The 25133-nt window shown below is 73.7% G+C and carries 21 protein-coding genes and 2 tRNA genes; 10 read left to right on the plus strand and 13 right to left on the minus strand.

Annotation, left to right across the window (positions count from 1 at the left end):
• The first annotated feature begins 190 nt into the window (after positions 1 to 190).
• Together ACZ6IM_RS38765 and ACZ6IM_RS38770 are read left to right on the plus strand one after the other, a co-directional pair.
• Positions 191 to 571, plus strand: coding sequence for an STAS domain-containing protein (locus tag ACZ6IM_RS38765; protein ID WP_052836878.1), 381 nt, complete (start codon positions 191 to 193; stop codon positions 569 to 571).
• 9 nt (positions 572 to 580) lie between these two features.
• Complete coding sequence (locus ACZ6IM_RS38770; RefSeq protein WP_052836877.1) at positions 581 to 1051, plus strand: PPOX class F420-dependent oxidoreductase; 471 nt, start codon at positions 581 to 583, stop codon at positions 1049 to 1051.
• A 73-nt stretch (positions 1052 to 1124) separates the two neighbouring features.
• Here the strand turns inward: ACZ6IM_RS38770 and ACZ6IM_RS38775 are convergent, their stop codons facing one another.
• The 7 genes from ACZ6IM_RS38775 to ACZ6IM_RS38805 all read right to left on the minus strand — a co-directional run bounded on the left by ACZ6IM_RS38775 (position 1125) and on the right by ACZ6IM_RS38805 (position 10356).
• Entirely contained in the window at positions 1125 to 1883 is a 759-nt protein-coding gene (locus ACZ6IM_RS38775; RefSeq protein ID WP_052836876.1) for a TetR/AcrR family transcriptional regulator, read from the minus strand.
• A 145-nt stretch (positions 1884 to 2028) separates the two neighbouring features.
• Positions 2029 to 3531, minus strand: coding sequence for an MFS transporter (locus ACZ6IM_RS38780; protein WP_469563533.1), 1503 nt, complete (start codon positions 3529 to 3531; stop codon positions 2029 to 2031).
• Positions 3532 to 3588: 57 nt separating this feature from the next.
• Positions 3589 to 5796, minus strand: a complete 2208-nt coding sequence (locus ACZ6IM_RS38785) for an ArnT family glycosyltransferase (protein WP_052836874.1) — start codon at positions 5794 to 5796, stop codon at positions 3589 to 3591.
• Positions 5793 to 7157, minus strand: a complete 1365-nt coding sequence (locus tag ACZ6IM_RS38790; protein WP_469563536.1) for a bifunctional glycosyltransferase family 2/GtrA family protein — start codon at positions 7155 to 7157, stop codon at positions 5793 to 5795. The genes ACZ6IM_RS38785 and ACZ6IM_RS38790 overlap by 4 nt, the downstream gene beginning before the upstream one ends.
• Before the next feature lie 14 nt (positions 7158 to 7171).
• Positions 7172 to 8794: a sensor histidine kinase gene (locus ACZ6IM_RS38795; RefSeq protein WP_052836872.1), complete on the minus strand. Its 1623-nt coding sequence runs from the start codon at positions 8792 to 8794 to the stop codon at positions 7172 to 7174.
• Positions 8791 to 9531 carry a response regulator transcription factor gene (locus tag ACZ6IM_RS38800; RefSeq protein ID WP_052836871.1) on the minus strand — a complete coding sequence of 247 codons (741 nt, stop codon included), beginning with the start codon at positions 9529 to 9531 and terminating at the stop codon, positions 8791 to 8793. Before ACZ6IM_RS38800 ends, ACZ6IM_RS38795 begins: the two co-directional genes overlap by 4 nt.
• A 141-nt stretch (positions 9532 to 9672) precedes the next feature.
• Positions 9673 to 10356, minus strand: coding sequence for a GntR family transcriptional regulator (locus ACZ6IM_RS38805; RefSeq protein WP_052836870.1), 684 nt, complete (start codon positions 10354 to 10356; stop codon positions 9673 to 9675).
• 95 nt (positions 10357 to 10451) lie between these two features.
• Between ACZ6IM_RS38805 and ACZ6IM_RS38810 the strand changes: the two genes are divergently transcribed.
• Both ACZ6IM_RS38810 and ACZ6IM_RS38815 read left to right on the plus strand, forming a co-directional pair.
• Entirely contained in the window at positions 10452 to 10985 is a 534-nt protein-coding gene (locus tag ACZ6IM_RS38810) for a YbhB/YbcL family Raf kinase inhibitor-like protein (protein WP_469563541.1), read from the plus strand.
• An 8-nt stretch (positions 10986 to 10993) separates the two neighbouring features.
• Entirely contained in the window at positions 10994 to 11692 is a 699-nt protein-coding gene (locus tag ACZ6IM_RS38815) for a metal-dependent transcriptional regulator (RefSeq protein WP_052836868.1), read from the plus strand.
• A 57-nt stretch (positions 11693 to 11749) separates the two neighbouring features.
• Here ACZ6IM_RS38815 and ACZ6IM_RS38820 read toward each other — a convergent pair whose 3' ends face one another.
• Both ACZ6IM_RS38820 and ACZ6IM_RS38825 read right to left on the minus strand, forming a co-directional pair.
• Complete coding sequence (locus ACZ6IM_RS38820) at positions 11750 to 12652, minus strand: amidohydrolase family protein (RefSeq protein ID WP_469563544.1); 903 nt, start codon at positions 12650 to 12652, stop codon at positions 11750 to 11752.
• Between the two features lie 127 nt (positions 12653 to 12779).
• Positions 12780 to 13661: a DUF2797 domain-containing protein gene (locus ACZ6IM_RS38825; protein WP_469563547.1), complete on the minus strand. Its 882-nt coding sequence runs from the start codon at positions 13659 to 13661 to the stop codon at positions 12780 to 12782.
• A gap of 106 nt (positions 13662 to 13767) precedes the next feature.
• Between ACZ6IM_RS38825 and ACZ6IM_RS38830 the strand changes: the two genes are divergently transcribed.
• A complete protein-coding gene (locus ACZ6IM_RS38830) occupies positions 13768 to 14175 on the plus strand; it encodes a winged helix-turn-helix transcriptional regulator (protein ID WP_469563550.1) in 408 nt (135 codons plus the stop codon).
• On the opposite strand, the gene ACZ6IM_RS38835 is transcribed toward ACZ6IM_RS38830, so the two are convergent.
• Positions 14150 to 15637 (minus strand): peptidoglycan D,D-transpeptidase FtsI family protein, encoded by a 1488-nt coding sequence (locus ACZ6IM_RS38835; RefSeq protein ID WP_052836864.1) that lies wholly within the window; start codon positions 15635 to 15637, stop codon positions 14150 to 14152. The genes ACZ6IM_RS38830 and ACZ6IM_RS38835 overlap by 26 nt on opposite strands.
• A gap of 228 nt (positions 15638 to 15865) precedes the next feature.
• Here ACZ6IM_RS38835 and ACZ6IM_RS38840 point away from each other — a divergent pair, with 228 nt between their 5' ends.
• Positions 15866 to 16330, plus strand: a complete 465-nt coding sequence (locus tag ACZ6IM_RS38840) for a DUF6010 family protein (RefSeq protein WP_469563555.1) — start codon at positions 15866 to 15868, stop codon at positions 16328 to 16330.
• A gap of 43 nt (positions 16331 to 16373) precedes the next feature.
• Entirely contained in the window at positions 16374 to 16838 is a 465-nt protein-coding gene (locus ACZ6IM_RS38845; protein WP_469563558.1) for a DUF7144 family membrane protein, read from the plus strand.
• A gap of 89 nt (positions 16839 to 16927) precedes the next feature.
• Here the strand turns inward: ACZ6IM_RS38845 and ACZ6IM_RS38850 are convergent.
• Positions 16928 to 17000: transfer RNA gene (locus ACZ6IM_RS38850), tRNA-Arg, on the minus strand.
• A gap of 191 nt (positions 17001 to 17191) precedes the next feature.
• A tRNA-Ser gene (locus tag ACZ6IM_RS38855) sits at positions 17192 to 17282 on the minus strand.
• Positions 17283 to 17462: 180 nt separating this feature from the next.
• Here ACZ6IM_RS38855 and ACZ6IM_RS38860 point away from each other — a divergent pair.
• Together ACZ6IM_RS38860 and ACZ6IM_RS38865 are read left to right on the plus strand one after the other, a co-directional pair.
• Positions 17463 to 17912: an SSI family serine proteinase inhibitor gene (locus tag ACZ6IM_RS38860; RefSeq protein ID WP_469563562.1), complete on the plus strand. Its 450-nt coding sequence runs from the start codon at positions 17463 to 17465 to the stop codon at positions 17910 to 17912.
• A gap of 212 nt (positions 17913 to 18124) precedes the next feature.
• Complete coding sequence (locus ACZ6IM_RS38865; protein ID WP_469563565.1) at positions 18125 to 22654, plus strand: hybrid sensor histidine kinase/response regulator; 4530 nt, start codon at positions 18125 to 18127, stop codon at positions 22652 to 22654.
• A 91-nt stretch (positions 22655 to 22745) separates the two neighbouring features.
• Here ACZ6IM_RS38865 and ACZ6IM_RS38870 read toward each other — a convergent pair whose 3' ends face one another.
• Complete coding sequence (locus ACZ6IM_RS38870; protein WP_052836861.1) at positions 22746 to 23324, minus strand: TetR/AcrR family transcriptional regulator; 579 nt, start codon at positions 23322 to 23324, stop codon at positions 22746 to 22748.
• A 135-nt stretch (positions 23325 to 23459) separates the two neighbouring features.
• Between ACZ6IM_RS38870 and ACZ6IM_RS38875 the strand changes: the two genes are divergently transcribed.
• Positions 23460 to 24746 (plus strand): MFS transporter, encoded by a 1287-nt coding sequence (locus ACZ6IM_RS38875; RefSeq protein ID WP_052836860.1) that lies wholly within the window; start codon positions 23460 to 23462, stop codon positions 24744 to 24746.
• Positions 24747 to 25133: the final 387 nt, after the last annotated feature.

Raw genomic sequence — 25133 nt, forward strand, 5'->3', positions numbered from 1 at the left:
ACTGCGAGCACAGGACGAACAGCACTTTAGCTGCTCGGTTGCGTGCCGGTGACGCTCGGCCGACGGACCGGGCGGCGGGACGGGCGGCGGACGGTGAGCCTTTCGCGCCGCCCCGCCGCATGGTGCAATGGGGGCCGGGTCAGGAAGCGGCCCGGCCGGAAGCCCGACGGACGTCTGTCAGGTGAGTGCTGTGACCTTCCTCCCTCATCCCTGCGAACCGTGTGAGCCGTGCGATCCACCCGGCTGCGCCGTGCTCGCGATGCCCAGCGAGATCGACTTCTGCAACGCCTCGGGGCTGCTGCCCCTGATCACGACCGCCGTGGAGCAGCGCTCCGACGGACTGCGGCTGCTCGTCCTTGACCTGTCCGCGACCCGTTTCATGGACTCCCAGGGCGTCCGTCTGATCGCCGCCGTGCGCCGTCGGCTGCCGGACGGAGCCCAGCTGCGCGTGGTGGCCGCCCCGAAGAGCGTGGCGAGCCGCGTCCTGGAACTCTCCGGCCTGCGCCGCGACGTGCCGGTCCACGACAACCTCGCGGAGGCGCTGCGCGCGGAGTGCGACACGGCGTCCTAGGCTGGCGGCATGGCACCGAACATCGCGACGAACACCCGTGTCTCCCCAGCCGAGTTGCTGGACTTCGTACGCCCCCGGCACCGGGCGATCCTGCTGACCCGGCGGGCCGACGGCAGCCCGCAGGGGTCACCGCTGACCTGCGGGGTCGACGACGCCGGCCGGATCGTCGTCTCGACCTACCCGGAGCGGGCCAAGACCCGCAACGCCCGCCGTGACTCGAGGGTCAGCCTCATCGTGCTCAGCGACGAGTGGAACGGCCCGTGGGTCCAGATCGACGGCACCGCGGAGGTCATCGACGCGCCCGACTCCGTGGAGCCGCTCGTGGAGTACTTCCGCAACATCTCCGGCGAGCACCCCGACTGGGACGAGTACCGGCAGGCCATGGTCAAGCAGGGCAAGTCCATCATCCGGGTGACGCCCGAGAAGTGGGGACCGGTGGCGACCGGCGGCTTCCCGGCACGGCTGGCGGCGGACGACTGAGGCCCGCCGGCGGGCCGTAACAGTCGGCGGGCCGTACGGCCGACCCGGCGCCGGCCGTACGTACGGGGCCGGGTCAGCCCCGTTCGACCATGGCGTCGATGCCCGCGACGAGCAGGTCGAGGGCGAACTCGAAGTCCCGGTCCATCATCTCCGCGACGGTGTCCCCGCCCCTGGCCGCCATGATGTCCTGGGCGTCCTCGATGACGCCCGCGGTGTCCGGCATCTCGGTCACCGCGCTCATCGAGTCCTGGAAGTACTCCTCGGGGCTCAGCCCGGTGTCCGCCACCCGGGCGAGGAAGCGGCCCTCGATGGTGCCGTAGCCGTAGACGAACTGGAAGACGGCGGAGATGGCGCCGGTCAGACGGTGCGCGGGCAGCCCGCTGCGGCGCACGACGTCCTGCACCGCCCGGGAGAACGCCAGCGAGTGCGGCCCGATGTTGAGGTAGGTGCCGACCAGCCGGGACGTCCAGGGGTGGCGCACCAGCAGCGATCGGTTCTCCCGGGCCAGGGCACGCAGCTCCGCGCGCCAGTCGAGGCCGGTGTCCGGGCCCGGGTGGCACAGCTCGCCGAAGACGGCGTCCAGGGCGAGTTCGAGCAACTGGTCCTTGGTGTCGACGTACCAGTAGACGGACATCGCGGTGACGTTCAGCTCGGCGGCCAGGCGGCGCATGGAGAACCCGGTCAGGCCCTCGGCGTCCAGCAGCCGGACGGTGACCGCGGTGATCCTGTCCCGGTCGAGCCCGGAGGGCTGCCCCCCACGGCGCCCACTGCGCCGCCCCTCCCTCGACAGCCACACGCTGTCCCGCGGCCCCTCCCGCCCTGTCTTCGTCATGCGCGCCCACCTCGCTCTCGCCCTCACCGGTCATGCTAGGCGCCCCGGAAAGGGGTGCGGGGCGTGACGATATGCGGCTCAGCCGCACGGGCGCGACCAGCCACGACCGACCCGCAGCCGCGACCATGCCCCGCTCCCCGGCCCCTCAGGCGCCCACCCGCTCCGCCCTCCGCAACAACACCGCCGCCACCACCCCGCCCAGCAACACCGCCACCGCCCCCACCGACTGACTGCTCCCCACTCCGGAGGAGAACGCGTCGAGGACCCGCCCCCGCTCGCCCTCACCCTCCGCCGCAGCCAGCGCCGCCGGGAGCGACGTCGCCGCAACGGGTGCCAGCGCCGCGAACCGCGAGGTCAGCACCGCGCCCAGGACGGCCACGCCCAGCCCGTTGCCGAACTCGGCCAGCGTGCCGTTGACGCCGGCGCCGACCCCCGCCTTGGCCGGCGGGATCGCGCTCATCAGCGCGTGGGCCATGGCCGGATTGCCGAGCGCGCACCCCACGCCGATCAGCAGCAGCCCCAGCAGCGTGCCGGCGTAGCCCTGCCCGGTCAGCGTGGCGATGGCCGCCAGGCCCGCCGCCATCAGCACCATGCTCAGCAGCACCGCCCCCGGCATGCCGAGCCTGGCCAGCCACTTCGCCGCCACTCCGGAGAAGTTCAGCAGCACCACCGTCAGGGCCAGCGGAGCGGTCCGCAGCCCGGCCTCCAGCGGGCCGTACCCGAGGACGAACTGCAGGTGCTGGGTGAGCAGGAACAGCGCGCCGCCCATGCCGAAGCTGATCAGCACCAGACCGGCCACCGCGCCGGTGAACCGCTGGTCGCGGAAGAAGGTGAGGTCGAGCATCGGGTACGGGACGCGGCTCTCCCAGTAGGCGAAGAGCGCGAGCACGCCCACGGCGACCGCGGCCGTGGCCAGGACCCGGCCCGACGCCCAGCCGTGCTCAGGGCCGGAGATGATCGCGTAGACCAGCGCGGCCATGCCGATCGTGGAGAGGACGGCGCCGAGCAGGTCGGGGCGGTCGCCCTGCCGGTCCTTCGACTCCGGGACCAGGGTCACGACCGCGACCAGACCGAGGGCCACCACCGGGAGGTTGATCAGGAAGATCGCCCCCCACCAGAAGTGGTCCAACATGAAGCCGCCGATCAGCGGCCCGCAGGCGAAGCCGAGCGCGCTGACCGCGCTCCAGATGCCGATGGCCCTGGCGTGCTCGGCTGGCGCGAAGATCTGCATGACCACGGCGAGCGTGGTGGTCAGCAGCAGGGCACCGCCGACGCCCATCCCGGCCCGCGCCGCGATCAACTGGCCGGTGGTGTCCGCGAGTCCGGCCGCCAGCGAGCCGGTCCCGAACAGGGCGAGGCCAGTGGCCAGCATCTTCTTGCGGCCGTACCGGTCGGCCGCGCTGCCCGCGGTGAGCAGCAGGCCGGACTGGACGAGTGAGTAGGCGTTGATCATCCATTGGATGTCCGAGGTGGCCGCGCCCAGCTCGTCGGTGAGCGAGGGGATGGCCACGTTCAGCACGGTGTTGTCCAGGACCACCGTGAGCTGGGCGAGGCTGATGACACCGAGGATCAGCCAGCGCTGCGGGTGGCCCTGGACCGGGGGCACGGTTTCCCGTTCCCCGGCGGATTCCTGGGGAGATGTCGTCATGTTGTACAGCGTATAGGAGACTCCTATACGCTGTACAACGTTTGCTGGTCCCGAGAGTCAGCCCGTCGGCGAGGTGAGGTCGTAGAAGGTGGCCGAGCCGGCCGTGACCTCCTTGAAGTTGGCCTCGACCCACGAGGTGATCTGCGCCGCGGTGCCGGAGCCGCCGCCCGGGCCGCCCCCCGTGCCGCCGCCGATGAAGTAGTGGACCCGGCCGTCCGCCACGTACTTCTTGAACTGGGCCAGGGTCGGCGACGGATCGGTGCCGTTGAAGCCGCCGATCGCCATCACGGGGTCGCCGGTGCCGAGCTGGTAGCTCGCGGCGTTCTGGGAGCCGATCGCGGCGGCGACCCAGGTGTAGGCGTCGGCGTCGGTCTCCAGCAGCCGCTTCGCCTCGGAGCCGACCTCGGCGCCGTTGAGCAGGCCGCCCATGCCGCCGCCACGCGCTCCCGTGCGGCCGCCTTCGCCGGTCGGACCGCCGGCCGGGCCACCGTTCTGGCCGTTCGGCGTCTGACCGTTCTGGCCGTTCGGCGTCTGGCCGTTCGGGTTGGTGCCCCCGGCACCGGGAGTGGTGCCGCCACCGGGGAAGCCGCCACCCCCCGGACCGCCCTGGCCCTGCCCCTGACCGGGCGCGTTCCCACCGCCCGGGAAGCCGCCGCCCCGGCCACCGCCGCCGCCGGGGCCGCCCCCCATGCTCGCGCCGGCCGGACCGGCCGTGACGATGGAACCGCTGTGCCCCTCCCGCACGGTGCTCAGCGTGTACGCGGTGGGCGCGGCCAGCGACGCCACGAGGCCGAGCCCGGCCGCCGCGAGGGCCGTCCGCCGCCCCAGCCGGCCCGCGAAGACCAGCCCGAGCGCGGCGACCAGGCCGCCGACCAGGACCGGCACCCGCAGCCAGGGGAGGTAGTCGGGCGTGCGGTCGAGCAGGACGTAGCCCCAGGCCGCGCTCGCCGTGACGGCGGCGGCGAGGGCGAGCGACGCCCAGGGACGCTCACGGCGCTCCCACAGCGTCGCGGCACCCATGCCGGTCACGGCCGCCAGGTACGGCGCGAGGGCCACCGTGTAGTACTGGTGGAAGATGCCGGCCATGTAGCTGAAGACGGCCGTGGTCATCAGCAGCGAGCCGCCCCAGACCAGGAGGGACGCGCGCGCGGTGTCCGTGCGGCCGGCCCGGCGCGTGGCGATCAGGCCCGCGACGAGCAGGATCAGGGCGGCCGGGAGCAGCCAGGAGATCTGGCCGCCGATCTCGGAGTTGAACATCCGGTCCCAGCCGGTCTCGCCCCACTGCCCGCCACCGCCACCGCCGCCGCCCATTCCGCCGCCCCCGCCGACGCTTCCGGCCTCCTCGCCGTTGAGGCGGCCGAGGCCGTTGTAGCCGAAGGTCAGCTCAAGGAAGCTGTTGTTCTGCGAGCCGCCGATGTACGGGCGGGACGAGGCCGGCCACAGCTCGACGACCGCGACCCACCAGCCGCCGGAGACGACGATCGCGGCGGTCGCCAGTGCGAGCTGGCCGAGGCGCTTCCTGAGCCGCACCGGTGCGCAGACGCCGTAGACGAGGGCCAGGGCGGGCAGGATCAGGAAGGCCTGGAGGGTCTTCGTCAGGAACGCGAAGCCGATCGCGACGCCCGCCCACACCAGCCACTTGGTCCGCCCGTCCTCCAGCGCCCGTACGACGAGCCAGCAGGCGGCGGACATCAGCAGGGCGAGGAGCGCGTCCGGGTTGTTGAACCGGAACATCAGCGCCGCGACCGGGGTGAGCGCGAGCACGGAGCCCGCGATCAGTCCGGCGGCGGGGCCGGACCGGCGGCGCACGGCCGCGTACACGACGGCGACCGTGCCCACGCCCATCAGCACCTCGGGGACGAGGACCGACCAGGGGGAGAGGCCGAAGATCCGCACCGCCAGCGCCATCGGCCACAGCGCGGCCGGGGGCTTGTCGACGGTGATGGCGTTGCCCGCGTCGAGCGAGCCGAAGAAGAACGCCTTCCAGGACTGGCTGCCCGCCTGCACGGCCGCCGAGTAGAAGGAGTTGGCGTAGCCGGAGGCGCTCAGGTTGTACAGGTAGAGGAGGGCGGTGGCCAGCAGGAGGCCGAGGAAGGCGGGGCGTACCCAGCGCGGGTCCTCGGGGCGGCCGCGCCACACCCGGCCGAGCCGGGACCCCCCGGGCCGGCGGTGGGCGGGCGGCGCCGCGGGCGGCGGTCCCCCGTCCTCGCCGGCGGGGGTGCTCGTGCCGTCGGCGTGCGTGGCCGGGTCGTAGTGCGTCGTCATCGGGCGTCGCTCCAGGTGCGCTGCGGGTCCGGGAGGTGGGAGTCCCGGAGGTGGGGTTCCGGGCGGTGAGGTTCCGGGAGGTGGGGTTCCGGGAGGTGGGGTTCCGGGCGGGAGCCCGTGGCCGGCGGGTCCGGGAATACCCAGGCGCGGAAGAGCAGGAAGCGCAGCACGGTGGCCGCGAGGTTGGCGGCGATCAGCACGGCCAGCTCGGTGGAGTGGTCGGGGTCGGTCGTCGCCGCGCTCAGGGCGGCCAGCGAACCGCTGGTCAGCGCGAGGCCGATGCCGAAGACGACCAGCCCCTGCGCCTGGTGCCGCGCGGCTCCGCCCCGGCCCCGCACCCGGAAGGTCAGCCGCCGGTTGGCGGCGGTGTTGGCGACCGCCGAGACCAGCAGCGCGAGGGCGTTGGCGAGCTGGGAGCCGGCGAAGTGGCGGAAGCCGCTGTAGAGGAGCAGGTAGAAGAGGGTGGACAGGGCACCGACCACGCAGAAGCCGACGAGCTGCCGGGCCAGCCCCTGCGGTACGCCGGTCAGTTCGCGGTCGCGCGGGTCGTCGCCGAAGGGTCGGGCCAGCCGGTCCAGCGCCAGCGAACCGGTGGCCAGGGCCTTGCCGACCCGCCACACCCCCTTGAGGTCCTCGGTCGCCGTCCGCACGATGTGCACGGTGGAGTCCGGGTCGTCGACCCAGTCGACCGGCACCTCGTGGATCCGGCACCCGGCACGCTCGGCGAGCACCAGCATCTCGGTGTCGAAGAACCAGCCGGTGTCCTCCACCAGCGGCAGCAGCACCTGGGCCACGTCCCGGCGGATCGCCTTGAATCCGCACTGGGCGTCGGAGAAGCGGGCCTGGAGGGAGCCGCGCAGGATCAGGTTGTAGGTGCGGGAGATGAACTCCCGCTTGGCGCCGCGCACCACCCGCGAACTGCGGGCGAGCCGGGAGCCGATGGCGAGGTCCGAGTGGCCGGAGATCAGCGGCGCCACCAGCGGCAGCAGTGCGTTCAGGTCGGTGGAGAGGTCCACGTCCATGTAGGCGAGGACCGGGGCGTCCGAGGCCGACCAGACGGTCCTGAGGGCCCGGCCGCGCCCCTTCTGCTCCAGCCGGACGGACCTGACCGCGGCGAGGCCGGCCGCCAGGCGGGCCGCGACGTGCGGGGTGCCGTCGGTGGAGGCGTTGTCCGCGACCGTGATGCGGAAGGCGTACGGGAACGTCCGGGTGAGGTGCTCGTGCAGTCTCCGGACGCACGGCCCGAGGTCCTTCTCCTCGTTGTGGACGGGGACCACTACGTCCAGGACAGGCGTACCGGCTCCTGCGGCCGGGAGGTGCTCCCGCGCCGGCAGGGAGCCGGGAGAAGAGTCGGTTCGCATGGCACCGACTCTTCTCAACTCCCCTGTCGCACCCGTGTGGTGGGGCTGTGCTGCGCCTGTGAGTGCGCCCGCCCGTCCGGCCCGTCGTGCACCGCGGGCAGATGCCCGTCGCGCACCGCGGGCAGACGCCGGTCGTGAAGCATGGGCAGATGCCCGTCGTGCACCGCGGGCAGGTACACGGTGAAGACCGTCCGGCCCGGCGCGCTGTCGACCGTCACGCCCCCGCCGTGCGCGGTCGTCACGGCCTGCACGATGGCGAGGCCGAGGCCCGTCGAGCCGGTCGCCCGGGACCGCGCGGAGTCCCCGCGCGCGAAGCGTTCGAAGACGCGGGGCAGCAACTCGCCCGGTATGCCCGGCCCGTTGTCCACCACGTCCACGCAGAGCCACGCCCCCTCGCGCCGTACGCGCGCGGTGACGGTGGTGCCCGGCGGGGTGTGGGTGCGGGCGTTGCCCAGCAGGTTGACCAGCACCTGCTGGAGCCGGGCGGGGTCCGCCGACACCAGGGCCGGTTCGTCGGGCAGGTCGAGCCGCCAGGTGTGGCCGAGGCCGGCCGCGCGGGCGTCGCTGACGGTGTCCACGACGAGCGGTACGAGGTCGGTGTGCCCGAACTCCAGTGGGCGCCCGGCGTCCAGGCGGGCGAGCAGCAGCAGGTCCTCGACCAGCAGGGTCATGCGGCCGGCCTCGGACTCGATGCGGCCCAGCGCGTGCCGGGTGTCGGGGCCGACCTGCTCGCGTCCCCGGCGGGTGAGTTCGGCGTAGCCGCGGATGGAGGCGAGGGGGGTGCGCAGTTCGTGGCTGGCGTCGGCGACGAACTGCCGTACCCGTGTCTCGCTCCGCTGCCGTGCGTGCAGGGCGCCGTGGACGTGGTCGAGCATCCGGTTGAGCGCGGAGCCGACCCGGCCGACCTCGGTGTGCGGGTCGCACTCCGACTCCGGGACCCGTTCGTCGAGGTTCACCTCGCCCGCGTGCAGCGGGAGTTCGGAGACCCGGGTGGCGGTGGCGGCGACCCGGCGCAGGGGGCGGGTGGCGACGCCGACGATGACGGCTCCGGCGAGGGAGGCGGCGACGAGACCGGCGGCGGTGACGCTGGCCTCCACGAGGACCAGGGTGCTGATGGTGCCGTCGACGTCGTCGGTGGGCAGGGCGGCGTAGTAGCCGTCGTGGTACTCGACGCGGTAGTCGCCGAGGCCGGGGATCTCGACCGTGTGCGCCTCGCCGTCCCGGGGGACGGAGGCGAGCGCGGTGCGCTGGGCCTCGTCGAGGGAGACCGGTGTCGTCCTGCTGGGGTCCGTGCTCTCGTCGTCCTTCTCGCCGTACTTGGCGTCGACGACGGCACCGTCCCGCGTCTCGGCGACGATCGTGTCGCGCGGCTGCGGGCCGCCGTGCGTGACGAACTCGTCGAGGTCCATCCGCTGCTTCACCCCGCCCCCGGGCCCCCGTTCGCCCGGCGGCCCGAAGCCGGACACCCGGGCCGCGACCTCGCGCACCTGTCCGTCCAGCTGCTCGTACAGATGCGAGCGCAGCGCCACCGTCGTCACCGTGCCGATCACCGCGCACACCACCGCGATCAGCGCCACGGACGCGACGACGAGCCGCGTCCGCAGGGTCCGCGGCCGCGGTCGTCGCCGCCGGCTCACGACACCGCGGGCTTGATCAGGTATCCGGCGCCGCGCCGGGTGTGGATCATCGGCTCGCGACCGGCGTCGATCTTCCGGCGCAGGTAGGAGATGTACAGCTCCACGACGTTGGCCTGGCCGCCGAAGTCGTAGGACCACACGCGGTCCAGGATCTGCGCCTTGCTCAGCACCCGCCGCGGGTTGCGCATCAGGAAGCGCAGCAGCTCGAACTCGGTGGCGGTGAGGTGGATGCCGTGGCCGCCGCGGGTGACCTCGTGGCTGTCCTCGTCCAGGGTGAGGTCGCCGACGACGAGTACGGAGTCGGAGCGCCGGTCGGCGGCGCCGGAGCGGCGGATCAGTCCGCGCAGCCGGGCGACGACCTCCTCCAGGCTGAACGGCTTGGTGACGTAGTCGTCGCCGCCCGCGGTCAGCCCGGCGATCCGGTCCTCCACGGCGTCCTTGGCGGTCAGGAACAGCACCGGCACGTCCGGCAGGTCGCGGCGCAGCCGCCCCAGCACGCTCAGGCCGTCCATGTCGGGCAGCATCATGTCCAGTACGACGGCGTCGGGCCGGAACTCGCGGGCGGCCTGGACGGCGCCGTGACCGTCCCCTGCGCTGCGGATCTGCCAGCCCTCGTAGCGCAGGGCCATGGAGAGCAGTTCGGTGATGGACAGCTCGTCGTCCACTACGAGCACCCGGACGGGGCTCCCGTCCGGCCTCAGCAGTTCGGTGCGCCCCTGGGGCGAGGTCGTGGTCATGGCGGACACCTTGTCGGGGCGCTCTGAGAGGGCCCTTTCCGTCGGCTGTGATTTCTCTGAGAAACCCACAGGCGCCGCTCAGGCGCCGCTCAGGTGCCGCCGGGCGCACCGGCCAGCGCTGGGCAGCGCCGGGTGCCGACCTCAGGTGCCTCCGGACAGCGCCTCGGCCGTCAGGGTGAGGTGGCGGACCAGCACCTCGGCCGCGGTGTCGGCGTCGCGGGCCAGCGCCGCCTCCTCCAGCCGGCGGTGCTCCTCGGCGCCGTCCCGGCCGGGATTGCGGTGCGTCGACCAGCGGCGGGCCAGCTCGCTCGCCGTCCACAGCCGGTCGAAGGTCTCCAGCAGTACGGGGTTGCCGCAGCCTTCCATCAGGGCGCGGTGGAAGAGCCGGTGCGCCTCGGACCACGCCTCGCTGTAGTACTCGCCCTCCTCCGGCGTGTACGCGGGCGTCCGGGCCAGCCGGTGGTGGGCGGCGCGCACCCGGGCCTCCCAGTCGACGTCGCCGCGCTCGACGGACATGCGCAGCAGGACCGGTTCGATGGTGCGGCGGGCCTCCGCGATCTCCTGCCAGCGACGGTCGGAGAAGGCCGGGACGGCGAAGCCGCGGTTGGGCAGCCGGTCGGCGAGCCCGTCACCGACCACCCGCACGAGGGCCTCGCGCACCACGGCCAGGCTCACGCCCTGCTCCCTGGCGAGGTCCTGCGGCTTGAGGGCGGCGCCGGGGGCGTGGTCGCCGCGCATGATCGCTTCCCGCAGGTGGGCGTAGACCTGCTCGGAGAGCATCCGCTTCCCGGTCGGCGGGGGCGAGGTGGGGCCGGTCTGAGTCATGAGGGGAGCATAGACGATCCATTTAATAATCGATTATTAGTGTTATGGTCGATCTCAGTGGCCGACCCGGCCGCCCGTCCGAAAGGAACGACGCGATGAGCGCCAACCACCCGTTCGCCCGCCTCCCCGAGGCCGCCTCCTTCACCGTCACCAGCACGACCGTCGCCGACGGCGCCCCCTGGCCGGACGCGCAGCACTCCTCCGGCGTCCCCGGCGGCAAGGACCTCTCCCCGCAGCTGTCGTGGAGCGGCGCACCGGAGGGCACCAGGAGCTACGCCGTCACCGTCTACGACCCCGACGCCCCCACCGGGTCCGGGTTCTGGCACTGGGCGGTCGCCGACATCCCCGCCACCGTCACCGACCTGCCCGAGGGGGCCGGCGACGACAACGGCTCGGGCCTGCCCGAGGGCGCCTTCCAGCTGCCCAACGACGCCCGCGCGGCCCGCTACATCGGCGCCGCCCCGCCGGCCGGGCACGGCCCGCACCGCTACTTCGTCGTCGTGCACGCCCTCGACGTCGAGTCCATCGGCGTCCCGGCCGACGCCACCCCCGCCGTCCTCGGCTTCACCATGGCCGGGCACACCCTCGGCCGTGCGGTCCTGACCGCCACCGCCGAGACTCCCGCCTGACCCACCGCGTGTCCCGGTTCATCGACACCACGGAGATGTACCTCCGCACCGTCCTGGAGCTGGAGGAGGAGGGCGTGGTCCCGCTGCGTGCCCGCATCGCCGAGCACCTGGACCGCAGCGGCCCCACCGTGAGCCAGACCGTCGCCCGCATGGAACGCGACGGACTGCTGCGGATCGCCGCCGACCGGCACCTGGAACTGACCGACACCGGCAGACGGCTGGCGACGCGCGTGATGCGCAAGCACCGGCTCGCGGAGTGCCTGCTCGTCGACGTGATCGGCCTGGAGTGGGAGCAGGTCCACGCCGAGGCCTGCCGCTGGGAGCACGTGATGAGCGAGGCCGTCGAACGCCGCCTGGTGCGCCTGCTGCGGCACCCGACCGAGTCGCCCTACGGCAACCCGATCCCGGGCCTGGAGGAACTGGGCGGGGCGACCACCGCCGTCGCGCGTCCGGCCCCCGCCGGGAGCACGGTCAGCCTCGGCGCCCTGCTCCCCGGGCCGGACGGCGTGAGCGCGGTCGTCCGGCGCATCGGGGAGCCGGTCCAGGCGGACCGCGGGCTGCTGACCGCCCTGCGGCGGGCCGGGGTGCGGCCGGGCGCGGTCGTGAGCGTCACGCCGTGGCCCGGCGGCGTGACGGTCGGCAGCGGCGACCGGGCCGCCCGGCTCCCCGCGCGCACCGCCGCGCACGTCTTCGTCGCCCCGCTGTGAGTCCGCTGGGCACCGGACCGTCCACCCGGCCGGTACCCACCGGGCCCGCACCTCGGCTCACCCGGCGCTCCGGCTCCCCGGCAGCCCGAACAGCCGGGCGGCGTTGTCGTGGCACACCGCGCGCAGCCACGCGTCCCCCAGCTCCAGCCGCTCCAGGGCGTGCAGCTGGTGCAGGTAGGGATAGGGGATGTTGGGGAAGTCGGTGCCGAGCAGGACCCGGTCGCCCAGGTCCGCCAGCCGGGGCAGCGCCCGGCGCGGGAAGGGCGCGAGCCGCTCGCTGAAGTCGGTGAACGCCATGGTCGTGTCCAGCCGCACCTCCCCGTACCGCTCGGCGAGGTCCAGGAAGTCCTCGTACTCGGGCATCCCGAGGTGCGCGACGACCAGCCGCAGCCGGGGGTGCCGGGCCAGGACACGCGCGATCGGCCCGGGTCCGGTGTGCTTGCCGGGCGCCGGGCCGGAACCGCAGTGGACGACGACCGGGACTCCCGCCTCGGCGAGCACGCCCCACGCCGCGTCGAGCAGCTCGTCGGCCGGGTCGTACGTCCCCACCTGCACATGTGCCTTGAAGACCCGCGCCCCGGACTCGACGGCCCGGCGGACGTACGCCTCGACGCCCGGTTCGGGGAAGAGGGTGGAGGTGTGCAGGCAGTCGGGGGTGCGACCGGCGAAGTCCACCGCCCAGTCGTTCAGCCACTGCGCCATGCCCGCCTTGTGCGGGTAGAGCATGGCGGTGAAGGCCCGCACCCCGAACGCGCGCAGCAGCCCCGCGCGTTCGTCCTCCTCCTGCCGGTAGGTGATCGGCCACTCGACCCCGCCGGTCAGCGGCCCCAGGGCGTCGAAGTAGGCCCAGACCTTGCGCAGCACCCGCTCGGGCATGAAGTGCGTGTGCACGTCGACCAGCCCGGGCAGCCCGAGCCCCTCCCAGAACCGGCGGACCTGCCCGGCCTCGTGATCACTCATGCGGCCACGATGGTGCGCCGCGCGCCCCTGGACAAGGGGCGAGGAGGGAGAAGAGGGGGCGCCCGGAACACCAGGTCAGAACACCAGGTCAGAACACCAGGTCAGAACAGGAGGTCAGAACAGGAGGTCAGAACAGGCCGTCCTGCACTCCGGCCGCTTGCTTGAGCTCCCGCAGGGGCACGGCGCACGGCTCGCCCGCGGCGGCCCGCAGCTCCCACCCCGTCATCAGCCGGGTGTCGAGCACGACGACCCCGCGCTCCGTCGCCAGATGCAGATCGGGCCCGGCGGCGGCCACCAGCTCACCCCCGATCGCCCCGCCCGCCACCAGCTCGGCCACCTCCGCCACGGCGGCCGGCCCGCGCTCCGCCCCCGTGATCCCGAAGACGCCGGCGTGATCGACGCCCCGGAACGGCTCCGGCGTCAGCGCCTCCGCCCAGCCGCCGAGCGCCACCGCCCGCGCGTGCAGCCCGGCGATCTCGGCCGCCCGCTCCGCCGCCGATTCGGGCAGGGCGGCCCGCACCGCGCGCTTGCGGGCGTACGGGATGCGGTCGGGCACGCCCAGCGCGGCCCGCAGCAGCTCCTCGGTCCGGCGCGCGGCCATCAGCGGCCCGCGGCCCAGCCAGCTGAAGCACACCGCCCCCTGTTCGAGCAGCCGGGCGGAGCCCCGTTCGTATGCGGTGATCCCCACCTTGACGAGGCCCGGACCGAACCACGCCAGATAGACGCGGTACGGCCGCGGATCGTCCGCCATGGTGTCGGCGGCCACGGAGTGGGCCCGGTCCAGCCGGGCGCACTCCTCGCACCGCGCCCCCGTACTCCGCCCCGGAACACCGGCCCGCACCGGGCACGCGTGCCCCCGTGCTCCCACGCATGTCCGCGCACCCCCCTCGGCGACCCCGAAGGCCACCCGCTTCCCCCGGACCAGCGCACTGCGCCGGCCCCCGACCCACGTCAGCACGGGACCGTCCGCCGCCCACCGCAGCCCCGCGCACTTCCATGCCTGTGCCATCCCCACCGACAGTAGAGGGCACCACTGACAACGGCCGGTGACCCGGTCCGGCAACGACGTCCGGGCGGGCACTCACTCATGGTGAGCGCCCGCCCGGACGTACCGTATGACCATGGCAGAAAGTGAACCGATGTGTCCGGAGCGCCTGCTCATGGAGCACGTCACCAGCCGTTGGGGCGCCCTGGCCCTGATCGCTCTGCTCGACCGCCCCTACCGCTTCAGCGAACTGCGCCGGGAGATCGGCTCGGTCAGCGAGAAGATGCTGACCCAGACCCTGCGCACCCTGGAGCGCGACGGCCTGGTCGACCGGGACGCCAAGCCCGTGATCCCGCCCCGCGTGGACTACTCCCTCACCGGTCTCGGCCGCGAGGCCGCCGAACAGGTCCGTGACCTCGCGCGCTGGACCGAGCGCCGGATGGCGGCGGTCGAGCGGGCCCGGGGGGCGTACGACGCGGCCAAGGCGTCACGCGCCGCCGCCCCCGACGGCGTCACGACTTCAGGACGGCCTTCATGACGCTCTTGGCGATGGGTGCGCCGAGCCCGCCACCGGAGATGTCCGCACGGGAGATGTCCATGTCGGTCGGGTCGATGAACACGGCCACCGCGACGGAGGACCCGTCGTCCTTCTTGCCGTAGGACACGAACCAGCCGTACGGCACCTCGTCGTTCACGTCGACACCGCGCTGCGCGGTACCGGTCTTGCCGCCGACCGTGACACCGTCGATCTGGGCGCGGCGGGCGCTGCCCTCCTTGGCGGTGAACTCCATCATCTCCTGGACCTTCTGCGCGGTCTCGGCGGAGACCGCCTCGCTCATCACCGCGGGCTCGGTCTTCTCCAGGGTGTCGAGGTCCGGGCCCTTGACCTCGTCGACGACGTAGGGCTGCATCACCTTTCCGTCGTTGGCGATACCGGCGGTGACCAGGGCCATCTGCATCGGCGTACTGGTGAGGCTGCCCTGTCCCATGCCGGTGAGCGCGGTGCCGGGCTTGTCGAGGTCCTCGGGGTAGAGGCTCTTGGTGGCGAGCAGGTCTCCGAAGTCGTCGGAGTAGACGTCCTCGTTGAAGCCGAACTTCTCGGCCGTCTCGCGCATCTTCTCCTGCCCCAGCTTGGAGGCGGCGTCGAGGAAGACGTTGTTGCAGGAGTGCTGCATGGCGGTCTTCATCGAGGCCTTGTTGCAGACCGCGTCACCGGCCTCGCTGCCGATCTTGTTGGTGGACTGCGGCAGCGGGTACGGGGAGACGGCGTCCGTGCGGGCGTCGACGTCGGTGACGATCCCGTGCTCCAGCGCGGCCGCCGCGGTGAGGATCTTGAAGGTGGAGCCCGGCGGGTAGGTCTCCCGCAGCGCGCGGTTGGCCAGCGGCTTGTTCTTCTTCTTGTCGAGCGCCACGAAGCGGTCGGACTCCTTGAAGGTGCTGCCCGCGAACGTGGACGGGTCGTAGGAGGGCGCCGAGACCATCGCCAGCACCTTCCCGGTCTGCGGGTCGAGCGCGACCACGGCCCCCCGCGCGCCCTTCAGGTCGGTCAGCCCGTCCCAGGCGGCCTTCTGCGCCTTCGGGTCGATGGTGGTGACCACCGAGCCGGCCCGCCGTCCCTCACCGCTGACCACGTCGGCGAACCGCTGGAAGGCCAGCCGGTCGTCCTTGCCGGTGAGGATGGAGTCGTAGGTCTTCTCCAGCAGCGTCATGCCCTGGGCCTGCGAGGCGTATCCGGTCACCGGCGCGTACATCGGGCCGTCGACGTAGGTGCGCTTGTACTTGAGGTCGGTGGTCTCGGTCTCCTTGGAGCCGGTGACGGCCCGGCCGCCGACGATGATGTCGCCACGCGGGGTGGCGAACTGCTCGATCTGCACCCGCCGGTTCTTGGTGTCGGAGGCCAGCTCCGGGGCCCGGACGTACTGCAGCCAGTTCGCGCGGATCAGCAGGCCGAGTACCAGCAGGCCGCAGAAGATCGCCACGGCCCTCAGCGGCTTGTTCACCGTCGGCCTCCGTCGAGGCTCGTCCGGTCGGATATGAAGACTGGTCCTCTCAACATGCGCTCACCCTAGACACAGTTGCGGACCGTACTCACGTCCGGTCGCCCGCCGCACCCGCCGTGTCGCCCAACTCCGGGGGCCCGCGCCCGTCGAGACCCGTCGGCGACAATCCGTCGGAACCTGTCACTCACGCCACTGGGACACCCCCCGTGCCCCGCATAGCGTGCCCGCATGAACCCTGCCGGCCTCCTCCCCTACGTCATGCCGATCGGCATCGGCCTCCTCGTCGTCCTGCTGCTGTCCCTCGTCCCGGACCCGCACCGCCGGCCCCTGAACGCCCTCGGGATCGCCGGGGCCGGGGGCGTCTACTTCTCCGGCGGCGGCCTGGGGGCCTGGGAGCTCCCGTTCGGCGCGCTCATGCTGTACGTCGCCTACCGGGGCCTCACGTCCTGGACGTTCATCGGCATCGGCTGGCTGCTGCACACCGCGTGGGACGTCGTCCACCACCTGAAGGGCAGCCCGATCCTCCCCTTCGCCCACGACTCGTCCCTGGGCTGCGCGATCTGCGACCCGGTCATCGCCCTGTGGTGCCTACGCGGCGGCCCGGCCCTGCGCGAACTGCTCCCGGCCCGTCGTGCTGCCCGCGAGCAGGTCCTCACGGCTGGTTGCAGTCGCGATACCGAAGGATCGCGGTGATCCTGGCAGTGGAGCGTGGCTGGCGTCGCAGCGTCGTGCGTCGATGACCGTGCTGCAGTACAGGAAGGTGGCGACCATGGCAGCGATACCGAGCGAGACACGGCGAGGGCATGGCGGGACGGGCGACAGCGGAGGGCTCAGTGGAGCGTCCGTCTTCGCCGGCGCCGTGATGATGCTCAGCGGGCCGCTCAGCATTCTCATGGGGGCATCCGGCATCGCAAGAGACAACTTGTTCGCCGCCTCCCAGTACGCCTACCGGTTCGACCTGACCGCCTGGGGCTGGATCCACATCGTGGTCGGGCTGGCACTCGTCATCGCCGGCATGGGAGTCGTGACGAACAGAAGCTGGGGGCGCGGGGGCGGTGCGGCGGTGGCAGGCATCAGCCTGATCACCCAGTTCATGTTCGTCCCCTATTACCCGCTATGGGCAATCCCCGTGATGACACTTGACCTCTTCATCATCTTTGCCCTCACCAGGTTCCAGGTCCGAACCGACGGCGGTGGGTGAAGGCGGAGCGCGTCACTATGCCGTACTTCGCTGCTGCACGGCCGCGAAACGACAAAGGCCCCGGATCGCTCCGGGGCCTTTGACCTGTGTGCACTCGGCAGGATTCGAACCTGCAACCTTCTGATCCGTAGTCAGATGCTCTATCCGTTAAGCTACGAGTGCTTGTCTTTTCAGTTTTACCGCCGCTCCCGGCCCTTCCGGCCCGCTCGCGGCGACAGGAAGAACATTACATGACTGCCGCCGTCATGTGAAATCCATTGGCCACACCCCTTGTGACCTGGGCAAATGCCTGTCTGCGGGCTGTCGGCAACACAGAAGCCCCGGCCGTGTGGGCCGGGGCTTCCGTGATCGTGCGGAGGCGGAGGGATTTGAACCCTCGATGGGCTTTAAGACCCAAACCGCATTAGCAGTGCGGCGCCATAGACCGGACTAGGCGACGCCTCCAGACAACATCACCACCTCGCGTGCGAGCGCGAGTGGCGCGTGCCGATGATGACACAGTTGAGCGCGCTGTCACCAATCGGCCCCTACGGTACTAGGCGGGCGGGCCGCAGAGCAAAGCCCTTACGGCGTAGTCCACGGCCGGTCGCGCAACGTCCGGGCGGCCGGCGCGTTGGTCAGGTCATGTTCCAGATCACCCGCACCCCCGCCGCCCGCCTCCTCGGCGCCGCCGCCGCCCTCGCCTCCCTCTGCGCCGCGCCCTCGGCCGCGGCAGACGGTCCAGGCGCTCCGGACGGCGACCACCTCACGGTCACGGTCCGCGACGCCGGCGCGGGCATGGACGGCACGTACGAGCTGTACTGCCACCCCGTCGGCGGCGACCACCCCCACCCCGAGGACGCCTGTTCCGTCGTCGACGGCGACACCCGGTGGGGCCGGGAGGTCTTCGCGCCGGTACCCGAGGGCAGCGTCTGCACCATGCAGTACGGCGGCCCCGCCACCGCGCGCGTCACCGGCACCTGGGCCGGGCGCCCCGTCGACGCGACCTACGACCGCCGTGACGGCTGCGAGATCTCCCGCTGGGACCGCATGGTGCCGCTGCTGCCCGACATGGGGAACCCGGCGCGGTCGTAGGCGCCGGGCCGGGCCTGGGCGTATGGCCTCGGGCGACGGGGCCGGGCGGCCACCGGTCACACGTTCTACGTCACTTCCTCGTGCGACCTCCGTCCCATCCCACGCCGCCCGGCGGGCCCCAACCCTTAGACTCCCTCGCGTGACACGCTGCGGGCCGGTTGGCAAGATGGCCCAGGCGGTCGGCAAGTGCGGTAACAGGAGGGAAGCGTCTCGTGAGCAGCAGGCCATCCCGAGGCGCTGCTCGCCTCGCAGCCATACTGGACGCGCTGCCGGACGCGTTGGTCCTGGTCAACGCCAACGGCACCGTGGTCAACGCGAACACCATCGCGCTGGAGGCGTTCGAGACGCCGGGCACCGCGCTGGTCGGGCGGGGGCTGCTGGATCTGCTGCCGCAGTTCGACTCGCGGCTCATCCCCGGCTCCATGCGACGCCCCGACCACGTCGATCCGCGGGCCCGCACCAAGCCGACCCGGATGGTCGCGCGGCGCACCGACGGCTCCGAGTTCCCCGTCGAGGTCACCAGCGCCAACCTGGAGACCGGCCAGCAGGCCTACGACACCTACGGCTACACCGGCGACGAGCTGCTGATGCTGGTCGTCCGCGACCTCTCCGGCACCGTCGACACCGAGGCCGAGCTGGCCCGTTCACAGCGGCAGACCGAGATGATCCTGCGGGCCGCCTCCGAGGGCGTCGTCGGCACCGACACCGACGGGCGGATCGTCCTCGTCAACCCGGCCGCCGCCCAGATCCTGGGCTACCGGGCCGGTGAGCTGGGCGGCCGGGAGCTGCACACCCTCGTCCTGCACTCGCGCGCCGACGGCTCGCCCTTCCCGTACGACGAGTCCCCGCTCGCCGACACCCTGCGTTCCGGGCGCAAGCACCGGGTGCGCGGGCAGGTGCTGTTCGCCAAGAGCGGGGACCAGCTGCCGGTCGACCTGACGACCGCGCCCGTGCGCGACGGCGACCAGCTCGTCGGCGCCGTGATGACCTTCACCGACCGGCGCCCCTACGACGCGCTGCTCCAGGAGCACGAGGCGGCGGAGCAGCGGCACGCCGAGGAGCTGGAGCGGCTCGCCGAGGAACACGCCTCCGAGCTGACCGCGCTGCGCCAGCGGCACGTCGCCGAGCTGGAGGAGCTGCGGGAGAAGCACGCGGAGGAGATCGCCGCGGACGCCGACCGCTACGCCGCCCTCGGTGAGCGGGAGAAGGACCGGTACGAGGCGCTCGCCGGACGGCACGAGCAGTTGCTCACCCTCCTCGGCGACTCCCTGCGCGGTCCCCTCGACGAGCTGCGCCGGGAGCTGGCCGCGCTGGCCTCCGACGACGCCGGTCAGTTGTGGCCCGAGGCCAACCAGGTGCTGCACCACCTGTCGGCCGGCTACTCGCGCATCACCACCCTCATCGACAACGTCCTCGGCTACCAGCGCCTCGACGTCGGCAACGAACAGGTCGCCCGTACGAAGGTGATGCTCGACGCGGTCGTCGCCGCGGGTGTCGACGGGGCCGTGGAGCTGATCGGTCCGGGACGGGTCCAGTTCGCCGTGCACGCGCCGCCGATCGAGGCCGAGGTCGATCCCCGGCTGCTGGCCACCGCGCTCGCGCACCTCGTCGCGGACGTCGCGGGCGTCGACGCCACCGGCAACTCGCCCGTGTCGGCGACGGGCGGCTACCTGGACAACACCGTCGTGGTCGCGGCGGCGCAGCGCGGCGAGGTCGTACGGATCGAGGTGCGCGGGCCGTACGCCGGGGGAGACCCGGTGCACGAGCCGATCGTGCGCGGGATCGTGCGGGCGCACGGTGGCGTGCTGCAGACGCACGAGGTGCCGGGCATGAGCGGCAGCGCGTACGTGCTCGAGGTGCCGATCGGGGGCGGGGCGGGTGCCGTCCCGCCCCAGGGCGCCGAGCCGGCCCAGGTCACCCCCGCCGCGCCGGACGCCCAGGCCGACCCGGCCGGTGCCGCGGGCACGGGGAACGCCGTGGCCCTTCGGGAGCCGGCTCCCGGGGGCGGACGGCGGCGGGCGCGCCGGGCGTCCGTCGACGCGTTCCTGGAGAGCGCGGTCGCGGGTGCGCCGGACGAGGGCGGTGCCGGGCCCGAGACGGAGAGCGCCGCACCGACCGGGCGGCGCAGGCGGCGTGCGGCCCAGGCCGGGAACGGGGCGGAGGCCGGGACCCGGGCTCCGGTGCAGGGACAGGGGCAGGGCGCCGCGTCGGCCCCGCTTCCCGTGCCCGCCCAGGCGGGCCCCGGCGAGGGTGCCGCAGCCGGTGGTACCGGGCGTCGGCGCGGACGGCCCGCGGAGGGTTCGGGCGCCGAGGCCGCCCAGGCCGGCGGGCTGCCCCAGGAAGGGCCCGCCGGGGTGTCCGAGGGTGCCGTCGTCATGGCCGGCGAGCACGGCGGCGGGGCCGCCGCGTCCAACACCGGTCTGGGCGGAACCGTACCGCCGCAGGGCGTGCCCGCGCCCACCGGACGCCGGGGCGGGCCGGACGGCGGTGAGCAGCACGCGCTGCCCCCGGCGCTACCCGTGCAGGCCGGCGAGTCGGACCCGGCGGACGCGGCGGACACCGACCGGCCGACGGGGCGCCGACGCCGTGCCCTGGCCTCGGCCAACGAGCGCGCCGCGGCGCAGGAGGCGGCCCCGCGCCAGGTGTTCGCCCTGCCGCCCGCCGACGTCGACCGTCCGTCCGGGGGGACGGCGGGGGTGCCCGTGCAGGCGCAGGTTCATGGACTGGGGCAGGCCCAGGCCCAGGGCCCTGCGCAGGTACCCGCGCAGGGCCAGGGACAGGGACGGCCCGGTCCGGCCCAGGTGCCCGGGCCCGCCGCTCCCGGTGACGCGCGGCCCGGCGACCGCCGCCACGACGCCGTACCGCACGACCAGTCCGAGGACCACACGCCGCCGCAGCCCCACCCGGCCGAGGCGCCCACGGGACGCCGTCGCCGGGCCGGGGCCGTCCAGCCGGCCGACGAACCGGCGCCGGTCCAGGTGCGGAGCGCGCCGGCGCAGGGCATCCCGGTGCAGGGGGCGCCGCCGGTGCACGGAGCCCCCGTACCCGCCCCGGCCGCCGCCGCCCGCCCCGAGGCGCAGACGCCCCGGCCCGCCGAGTCCGGCGCCGACACCGCCCGGCCCGACACCGCGGCGCCCACCGCGCCCGGCCGGCCCGCCCCCGCGCCGCAGGCGTGGCCCGCCGCCGCGGACACCCAGGGGGCGGGGAGCCCCGTACCGCCGGGCGCCCCAGTCCCGCCGGGCACCGCCCTACCGCCTGGCGCGACCCCCGTACCCCCCGGCACGGGCGCCGCACCGGCACCCGCCGCTCCCACGGCACCCGCTGCCCCGCCAGCGCCTGCCGCCCCTCCTGCTACTCCGGCCCCTGTCGCCCCTGTAGCCCCACAGGGCGTTCCCGCCACCACGCCGAGCCGGGGCACGCCGCTGCCGCCCGAGAACGCGCCCGCCCCGCGCGCGGCGCAGCCGTTGCCCGCCGAGGCGTCCGCGCCCGTCGACCCGAACTCGACGCAGGGACGGGCGATCAGCGTGCGGACCCTGGGCCAGGGAGTGCCGTTCAACCGGCAGGCGGTCCAGGTGCAGCAGCCGTCGGCCACACCCGCCCCGCACCACCCGGGCGGCGGTGGCCGGCGCCGCAAGCTGGGCACGCCGCCCGACCCGGCCGCCACCGGGACGGCGCAGTCGGCCCGCCCGCACCCGTCCGCCGAGCAGCCGCCGGGCCCGCAGTCCCCCGCCGGACAGCACCCCACGCAGCACCCCAGCGCGCCGCCGCCCGCCGGGCAGCCGAAGCAGCAGTCCCACCCGCAGTCGCAGACCCAGACCCAGGCCCAGCAGGAGCAGGCGTCCCTGGCGGGCGGTCAGGGACGGCTCGCGCCGGTCACCGAGGGCGCCGGACGGTCGTACGCCATAGGAGCCCCGGACCGGAACGCCGCCGAGGGGCCCGAGCCGCTGGACGGGCCCGGCGGGGCCGTCGAGGTGGCCGACCCGCCGCGTCCGCAGCCGATGGACGACGAGTTGCCGCCGGAGCCGCTGGACAACCCGCGCCGGCTCCTGGTGTGGCCCGCGCCGGACGTCTCCACGCAGCAGGCGCTCAGCGACCGCGGCTACCGGCCGGTGATCGTGCACTCGCGCGAGGAGGTCGACGCGCAGATCGCGGCGTTCCCGGCCGCCCTGTTCGTCGACCCGCTGACCGGGCCGATCACGCGTACGGCACTCCAGTCGCTGCGGCAGGCGGCCGTGGCGGCCGAGGTGCCGGTGCTGGTCACGGCCGGGCTCGGACAGGCCTCGCGGGACGCCGCCTACGGTGCCGATCCGGCCGTCCTGCTGAAGGCGCTCGCGCCCCGGGACAGCGAGCAGCACCCGCCGCGCGTGCTGCTGATCGAGGAGCACGCGGAGATCGCGCTCGCGCTGACCTCGACGCTGGAGCGGCGCGGGATGCAGGTGGCGCGGGCGGCGAGCGACGCCGACGCGGTGACGCTGGCCGGGCAGTTCCGGCCGAACCTGGTCGTGATGGACCTGATGCGGGTGCAGCGGCGCCAGGAGGGGGCCGCCGGGATCGTCGACTGGCTGCGCGCCAACGGGCAGCTCAACCGCACCCCGCTGGTCGTCTACACCGCCGCCGTCGACCAGGACGACCTGCCGCGGCTGGCCTCGGGTGAGACGGTGCTGTTCCTGGCGGAGCGTTCCACCAGCGGTGAGGTGCAGTCCCGGATCGTCGAGCTGCTCACGCGGATCGGGACCAACTGACCGGAATCCGGAAGCGACTGCTCGGGACCGGCTGATCGGCACCCGCTGCTCGGGACCGGTCTTCGGGACCGGCTGAGGGTGCCCCTCCGCGTCAGCGGTCGACGATCCGCCGGGCCGCCTGCTTGATCGAGTCGCGCAGGCGGTCGGCGTCGTCGTCACCGCCGCCGACCAGGATGCGTTTCATCTGCGGCACGACGACCGCCCAGTTCGCCATCGCGACCAGCAGGAACAGGAGGTCGGTCGCCGGGATGGCGTCGGTGATCACGCCGCGCTCCTGGCCGTCCCGCACGGCGGCGACCTTGCGGGCGTAGTGCGCCTGGCGTTCGGCCTCGTGGGGCAGCTCGGCGGTGCCGTACTCCATGCCCTCCCAGAAGAGCAGGCGCAGCAGCTCGGGGTGGGCGGCGTGGTAGTCCAGCAGGCGGTCGATCCAGCCCTCGATGTCGTCCGGGTCCACGGGGACGGAGATCGCGAGGTCGAGCATCTTCTTCTCGAGGACGGACGCGAACAGCTCGCCCTTGTTGCCGTAGTAGGCGTAGATCAGCTGCTTGTTGGCCTTGGCCTCGGCCGCGATGCGGTCGATGCGGGCGCCGGCGATGCCGTGGCGGGCGAACTCCGCCACCGCCGCCTCGAAGATCCGGGCCTTGGTGGCCTCGGGGTCCCTTGCTGCCATGGGGCCAGGGTAGCGGGAGGGACGAGGTAACCAACTATTTGGTTGACAGGTTTCGGGAATGCGGGTGAGACTCCCGGAGTTAGTTCCAACCAACCAGTTAGTTGTTAGTGCGCGCTCGAAGGAGTCGCTCCGCTCATGCCGTCATCGCCGCCCGCCTCCACGTCCACGCCCACCTCGACGATCACGAACACGAACACGGCCACTGGCGCGGCCACGACCAAGGCCACGGCCGCATCGCCCCGTCCGTCCGGCGCCGCCGCCCGCCTCTTCCTCCCCCTGATCACCCTGTGCACCGCCGTGACGGCCGCCAACATCTACCTCGCTGCGCCGCTGCTCCCCCTCATCGCCCACGACATGGGCTCCACCCCGTCGGCGATCGCCTGGCTCGCCTCGGTCGCACAGCTGGGGTACGCGGCCGGCCTGCTCTTCTTCGCCCCGCTCGGGGACAGCGTGAACCGGCGCCGGCTGGTCGCCGTCCTCTCGCTGGTCGCCACGGCGGCCCTGCTCGCCGCCGCCGCCGCGGCCGGGACCGGCGCGCTCGCGGGCGCCGTCCTGGTCGCCTCGGCCGCGACCGTCGTACCGCAGCTGCTCGTCCCGCTGGTGGCCGAGCGCGCCCCCGCCGACCGACGCGCCCGGCACGTCGCCGCCGTCATCGCGGGACTGTTCACCGGCGTCGTCGCGGCCCGGGTGCTCGGCGGTCTCGCCGGACAGGCCTTCGGCTGGCGCACGGTGTTCGTGGGCGCCGCCGTACTGACCGCCGTACTGGGGCTGGCGACCGCGTACATCCTGCCCGTGGAGCGGCGGCAGCGGCGGGGCCCGCTGTTCGCGGGGCTCGTCGCGATACCCGGCGTGGTGCGCCGCTCGCCCGACCTGTGGCGGGCGTGCGTGCGCCAGGCGGGGATGTACGGCGCCTGGAGCGCCCTGTGGACCTCGCTCGCGCTGCTGCTCGCGGGGGACGAGGGGTACGGCATGACCACCGCGTCGGCCGGGCTCTTCGGCCTGTTCGGGCTGGCGGCGAGCGTCGTCGCACCGCTCGCCGGGGGCCTGGTCGACCGTTTCGGCGCCGCCAAGGTCGTACGGTCGGCGTACGCGCTGGCCGCGCTGTCGGTGCCGCTGTTCTGGCTGGGCGGGCAGGCGATGGCGGCCCTGTGCGCGGCCGCCGTCCTGGTGCACGCCGCTCTGGTCGCCTCCCACGTCGCCAACCAGACCCTGGCCCTGACCACCACCTCGGCACCGGCCACCGCCAACACGGCGTACGTCGTCGCCGGTTTCGCGGGTGGCGCGCTGGCCTCGGCCCTCGCGGGGCCCGCGTTCGGCCACTGGGGCTGGGGCGGCGTGTGCGCGGTGGCGGGGGCCTGGCTGGTGCTGGGGTGGACGGCCACGGCCGTACGCCCGAGGCGGTCCGTACGTCCGGCGCGGTGAGAACCGCCAGGCCGCACGCCCGGCGCGGCTACGGCCGTACACGCGGCGCAGCCACGGCCGTACACGCGGAACGGTCCGTACGTCCGGCGCGATGAGAACCGTCGGCCGCACGCCCGGCGCGGCTACAGCCGTACACGCGGAACGGTCCGTACGTCCGGCGCGATGAGAACCGTCGGCCGCACGCCCGGCGCGGCTACAGCCGTACACGCGGGGCAGCCACGGCCGTACACGCGGAACGGTCCGTACGTCCGGCGCGATGAGAACCGTCGGCCGCACGCCCGGCGCGGCTACAGCCGTACACGCGGCGCAGCCACGGCCGTACACGCGGAACGGTCCGTACGTCCGGCGCGATGAGAACCGTCGGCCGCACGCCCGGCGCGGCTACAG

It is taken from the genome of Streptomyces sp. NPDC042336, assembly GCF_055581985.1.

Coding starts and splice junctions, on each gene's coding strand:
- ACZ6IM_RS38770 (WP_052836877.1), top strand. CDS start 581: ATGGCACCGAACATCGCGACGAACACCCGTGTCTCCCCAGCCGAGTTG.
- ACZ6IM_RS38775 (WP_052836876.1), bottom strand. CDS start 1,883: ATGACGAAGACAGGGCGGGAGGGGCCGCGGGACAGCGTGTGGCTGTCG.
- ACZ6IM_RS38780 (WP_469563533.1), bottom strand. CDS start 3,531: ATGACGACATCTCCCCAGGAATCCGCCGGGGAACGGGAAACCGTGCCC.
- ACZ6IM_RS38785 (WP_052836874.1), bottom strand. CDS start 5,796: ATGACGACGCACTACGACCCGGCCACGCACGCCGACGGCACGAGCACC.
- ACZ6IM_RS38790 (WP_469563536.1), bottom strand. CDS start 7,157: ATGCGAACCGACTCTTCTCCCGGCTCCCTGCCGGCGCGGGAGCACCTC.
- ACZ6IM_RS38800 (WP_052836871.1), bottom strand. CDS start 9,531: ATGACCACGACCTCGCCCCAGGGGCGCACCGAACTGCTGAGGCCGGAC.
- ACZ6IM_RS38805 (WP_052836870.1), bottom strand. CDS start 10,356: ATGACTCAGACCGGCCCCACCTCGCCCCCGCCGACCGGGAAGCGGATG.
- ACZ6IM_RS38810 (WP_469563541.1), top strand. CDS start 10,452: ATGAGCGCCAACCACCCGTTCGCCCGCCTCCCCGAGGCCGCCTCCTTC.
- ACZ6IM_RS38820 (WP_469563544.1), bottom strand. CDS start 12,652: ATGAGTGATCACGAGGCCGGGCAGGTCCGCCGGTTCTGGGAGGGGCTC.
- ACZ6IM_RS38825 (WP_469563547.1), bottom strand. CDS start 13,661: ATGGCACAGGCATGGAAGTGCGCGGGGCTGCGGTGGGCGGCGGACGGT.
- ACZ6IM_RS38830 (WP_469563550.1), top strand. CDS start 13,768: ATGACCATGGCAGAAAGTGAACCGATGTGTCCGGAGCGCCTGCTCATG.
- ACZ6IM_RS38840 (WP_469563555.1), top strand. CDS start 15,866: ATGAACCCTGCCGGCCTCCTCCCCTACGTCATGCCGATCGGCATCGGC.
- ACZ6IM_RS38845 (WP_469563558.1), top strand. CDS start 16,374: ATGACCGTGCTGCAGTACAGGAAGGTGGCGACCATGGCAGCGATACCG.
- ACZ6IM_RS38860 (WP_469563562.1), top strand. CDS start 17,463: ATGTTCCAGATCACCCGCACCCCCGCCGCCCGCCTCCTCGGCGCCGCC.
- ACZ6IM_RS38870 (WP_052836861.1), bottom strand. CDS start 23,324: ATGGCAGCAAGGGACCCCGAGGCCACCAAGGCCCGGATCTTCGAGGCG.
- ACZ6IM_RS38875 (WP_052836860.1), top strand. CDS start 23,460: ATGCCGTCATCGCCGCCCGCCTCCACGTCCACGCCCACCTCGACGATC.